Source organism: Streptomyces tropicalis (assembly GCF_029269835.1).
Classification (GTDB): domain Bacteria; phylum Actinomycetota; class Actinomycetes; order Streptomycetales; family Streptomycetaceae; genus Streptomyces; species Streptomyces tropicalis.
This window is the reverse complement of the sequence record NZ_JARJBB010000068.1, coordinates 1-4,331: the sequence shown is the minus strand read 5'-3', so window position 1 is coordinate 4,331 and position 4,331 is coordinate 1. Positions and strand designations below refer to the sequence as shown.

Annotated in this window: 4 protein-coding genes and 1 pseudogene; all 5 read left to right on the top strand. The window is 73.2% G+C overall.

Features of this window, described 5'->3' with window-relative positions; translation table 11 throughout:
• Positions 1 to 988 (top strand): NAD-dependent epimerase/dehydratase family protein (locus P3H78_RS32870; protein ID WP_276112840.1); only part of this gene is annotated, 988 nt, incomplete at its 5' end.
• Positions 985 to 2,142, top strand: coding sequence for a DegT/DnrJ/EryC1/StrS family aminotransferase (locus tag P3H78_RS32865; RefSeq protein WP_276112839.1), 1,158 nt, complete (start codon positions 985 to 987; stop codon positions 2,140 to 2,142). The genes P3H78_RS32870 and P3H78_RS32865, both read left to right, overlap by 4 nt.
• Positions 2,143 to 2,337: 195 nt before the next feature.
• Complete coding sequence (locus tag P3H78_RS32860; RefSeq protein WP_276112838.1) at positions 2,338 to 2,814, top strand: RpiB/LacA/LacB family sugar-phosphate isomerase; 477 nt, start codon at positions 2,338 to 2,340, stop codon at positions 2,812 to 2,814.
• 62 nt (positions 2,815 to 2,876) lie between these two features.
• On the top strand, positions 2,877 to 4,082 hold the full coding sequence (locus P3H78_RS32855; protein WP_276112837.1) for a DegT/DnrJ/EryC1/StrS family aminotransferase: 1,206 nt from the start codon (positions 2,877 to 2,879) through the stop codon (positions 4,080 to 4,082).
• A 64-nt stretch (positions 4,083 to 4,146) separates the two neighbouring features.
• Positions 4,147 to 4,331: pseudogene (locus P3H78_RS32850) on the top strand (radical SAM protein); the annotation flags it as partial.

Sequence of the window (4,331 nt, the reverse complement as noted above, 5' to 3'; positions counted from 1 at the left end):
CCACCACCTCACCGTCGTCGACGGCCTGATCTACAGCCGCGGCGACGACCCCGCCCGCCTCCTGCCGCCCGCGACCACCTTCGTCCACGCCGATCTCCGCGACAGCGACGCGCTGCGCCGGGCGGCCACCGGCGCCGACGCCGTCGTCCACCTCGGCGGCCTGGTCGGCGAGCCCGCCTGCGCCCTCGACGGAGTCCTGGCCGTCGAGCTCAACTACACCTCGCCCGTCCTGGCCGCCGAGGCGGCCCTCGCGGCCGGCGTGGAGCACTACGTCTTCTTCTCCTCCTGCAGCGTCTACGGCCGCCACGAGGGCACCGTCGACGAGGACACCGCACCCAACCCGCTCGGCATCTACGCCCGCACCAAGGTCCTGGCCGAACGCACCCTGACCGGGCTGCTGGCCGACCGGGCGCTGACCGTCCTGCGGCTGGCCACCGTGCACGGCCGCTCCCCGCGCCAGCGCCTGGACTCCGTCGCCAACCGCATGACCGCCCAGGCCGTCGCCACCGGGCGCATCCCCCTCAACGGCGGAGGCCAGCGCCGCCCCCTCGTCCACGTCGCGGACGTCGCCGACGTCCTCGCCCAGATCCTCGCCACCCCGGCCGGACACCGGATCTTCAACGTCGGCGCCGAGGCGGAGAACTACACCATCGCCCAGATCGCCGCCGCCGTGGAGCACGCCGTACCCGGAACCCGTATCGACGCCGGGCCCGAGCGTGACGAGGCGGACGCCCGGGACTACCGCACCAGCTTCGCCCGCCTGGCCGCCGCCTTCCCCGGCGCCTGCCCCACCCCCCTCGCCGACGGCGTGCGCGAGGTCGCCGCCGCCGTGGAGTCCAAGGAGCTCGAGGACCCCGACCTGCCCGAGTACGACAACCTCGCCGGACTCAAGCACTCCCTGGAACAGGGCCGCGTCCGCGCACTGCGCAGCGCCGACTGCATCCGTCTGCACGCCGACTACACCGACGCCACCTGGAGCCCGCGATGAGCCAGACCCTCGAACCGGCGGCCGCACCGCTGCCCTGGAACCGGCCGCTGATCGGCGAGGACGAGATCGCCAGCGTCGTCGACACGTTGCGCTCCGGCTGGCTGACCCACGGCCCCAAGGCCACCCGCCTGGAGGACGCTGCGCGCGAGCGCCTGGGCGTCGAGGACGCCTTCGCCGTCACCTCCTGCACCGCCGCCCTCCACCTCGCCTTCCTCGCCGCCGACATCGGCGCCGGTGACGAGGTCATCACCCCGAGCCTGACCTTCTGCGCCGCCCTGAACGCGATGCGCCAGGTTCGTGCCCGCCCGGTGCTCGTCGACGTCGACCCCACCACGCTGTGCGTCACCCCCGAGGCGGTCGAAGCCGCGATCACCCCGCTCACCCGGGCCATCACCGTCATGCACTACGGCGGCCAGATGTGTGACATGCGCGCCTTCCGCCGCCTCGCCGACCGCCACGGCCTGCTGCTGATCGAGGACGCCGCCCACGCCCTGCACGCCAGCCGCGACGGGCTGCCCGCCGGCAGCACCGCCGATCTGTCGACGTTCAGCTTTTACGCCAACAAGGTCGCCGCCGCCGGGGAAGGCGGCCTCCTCGTCGGCTGCGGCGAGCTAGTACACAGGGCCCGGCTGCTGGGCCGGCACGGCATCGACTCCTCCGCCTGGCAGCGGCACGGCAAGCGCAACACCGCCGACTACGAGGTCTCCGTTCCCGGCCTGAAGTACGTCATGTCCGACCTCACCGCAGCCCTCGCCGTCGTCCAGTACGACCGGCTGCCCGAGTTCACCCGGCGCCGCGCCGACATCGCCGCCGCCTACACCAGCGGCCTCGCCGGCCTGCCCGGCCTGTCGACACCCGTCGTCCTGCCCGGCGTCGAGCACGGCTGGTTCCTCTACGCCGTCCTCATCGACCCTGACACCGCGCCCCTGGATCGCGACCAGGTGGCGGCCGCGCTGCAGGAGCGCCACCAGATCTCCACCAGCGTCCACTTCAAGCCCGTTCACCTTCTGGGCCCTTACCGGGACATGGTCCACCGGCCGCTGCCGGTTACCGAGCGCGCCGGCGCCCGCCAGTTGTCCCTGCCGTGCTTCCCGGCGATGACCGACCACGACGTCGACCGCGTCATCCGCGCCGTCCGGGAGCTGTGGGCCTGACCGGCGGGCGCACACCGTACGCGGAGCACCGTCGGAGCACCACGGAATGAGGCGGTGCTCCGACGGTGCTCTGGGCCGCACCGCCGGAGCACCGCGCCACTGCCTTCCGGCCCACCGGCGCCCCGGCCATCGTGAAACCCGCCGCAGGGACACCGAGCCCCCGGCCTCTTCCCGCAGCCGTCCAGGAGATCCCCCATGCCCGAAAGCTCCGAAGGCCTGCGCGTCGTCGTCGCCGGCGACCGGGCCGGTGCCCCCTACGCCCACGACCTGACCGGCCCCGTCGCTGATCACCGGCGCGTCGGCTCCCTGGTCCAGGTCGGCCTCGACGAGGAGCCGCCCTATCCGGACATCGCCTTCGCCGCCGCCCAGCTCGTCGCCGGCGGGTACGCGGACCGGGCTCTGCTGATCTGCCACACCGGGCTGGGCATGGCCATCGCCGCCAACAAGGTCCGCGGCGTGCGCGCGGTCACCGCCCACGACCCGCTGAGTGTGGAACACGCCGTGACCCACAACAACGCCCAAGTCCTGTGCCTGGGCTCCGGGGTCATCGGCCTCGCCCTGGCCCGGGACCTGACCGGGACGTGGCTGGACCACACCTTCGACCCCGCCGGCCGCGCTGCGGCGAAGGTCGCCCTCATCACCGCGCACGAGCAACCCCTCGCCTCCCGCTGAGCCCACCGCCCTCCCCCTGCCATTGCCCGGGCCGGTCCGGTCCGCACCCGAGGAGACGCCCCATGCCCACCGACGCCACCACCGTGCCCCGCAGCCGCGCCCCACGGCGCTGGCCCGACGAACCCGCCCAGGGCGGCTGGTACACCGACGCCGAGAGCGCCGCCGTCCAGGAGGTGATGGACGAGTCGCAGTCGTGGCGGACCGGATGGCGCAACAAGGACCTCGTGGCCGCCTTCGAGGAGGCGTTCGCGGACAAGGCCCGCTCCCGCCACGCGATCGCCTTCAACGGCGGCGGTACCGCGCTGGAGATGGTCCTCACGTGCCTGGAGATGCAGCCCGGTGACCAGGTGATCTCCTGCGCGCTGAACTTCGTCGGCACCCACCTGCCTGCCATCCACCAGGGCGGCGACCTCGTCCTGGCCGAGCCCGACCCGCTCACCTTGAACCTGGACCCGGCCGACGTCGAGCACCGTCTCACCGACCGCACCCGCGCGATCGTGGTCACCCACTGGAACGGGCTCGCCGCCGACCTCCGGCCCTTTCTCGACCTCGCCGAGCGCCACCCGCACCCGCACCACGGCCCGCCGGTGGTGATCGTCGACGCCGCCCGAGCGGCGGGCGGCACCACCCCCGCCGGCCTCCCCGTCGGCGCCGAGGGCTGGGCCACCATCTTCAGCTTCGAGACCAAGAAGCTGATGACGACCTTCGGACAGGGCGGCATGGTCACCACCGGCGACGCCCGCCTCGCCGAACGGCTACGGCGCCTGCGCACGTACGGCCTGAGCCAGGAATGGGGCACCAACCAGCAACTCACCAAGATCCAGGCGGCCGTCGGCCTGGTCCAGCTCGACCGCCTCGACGAGATGAACGCCGCCCGCATCGCTCGCGCCCACGAGCGCACCCGCCTGCTGCACGGCATCGAGCACCTGACCCTGCCGCCCCAACTCGACGGCGGGCAGCACCTGTACTACCGCTACAACCTCCTGGTCCCCGCCTCCTGGGCCGGGGCTGGCCGCGACGCCCTCATGGAGCTCCTCGCCGAGCGGTACGGGCTCGGCAGCATCATCAACGACCCCGTCACCTACACCGGGCACGACTACATCGGCGCCCACACCGACGGCCAGGCCTGCCCGCGCGCCGAAGCGCTCGCCGCCCGCCTGCTCTGCCCGTGCCTGCACCCGCAGATCCCCGAAGGCGAGGAGCGCGAGATCTGCTACGCCATCCGCCGGGCCACCGACGAGATCGCCCGCACCTTCGCCACCACCTGAACCCGCAACCCCGCCCCGTACGCACCGCCGCCCGGGACCTGGGGCGGCCGACGAAGGAGCCACCATGTCCCCGCTCGACCAGGAGACCGAGGCGATCCGCGCCCGAGAGACGACCGTCCTCGGCGACCCGTACCCCACCACCCACGACGCCGACGACGTGCGGATGGTGTTCCTCTTCCCGTACGGCCACGGCTACTCGCTGATGTGCAACGGACCGATGGCCCTGTACGACCTGATCAACCGCGACAC

Coding starts and splice junctions, on each gene's coding strand:
- P3H78_RS32865 (WP_276112839.1), top strand. CDS start 985: ATGAGCCAGACCCTCGAACCGGCGGCCGCACCGCTGCCCTGGAACCGG.
- P3H78_RS32860 (WP_276112838.1), top strand. CDS start 2,338: ATGCCCGAAAGCTCCGAAGGCCTGCGCGTCGTCGTCGCCGGCGACCGG.
- P3H78_RS32855 (WP_276112837.1), top strand. CDS start 2,877: ATGCCCACCGACGCCACCACCGTGCCCCGCAGCCGCGCCCCACGGCGC.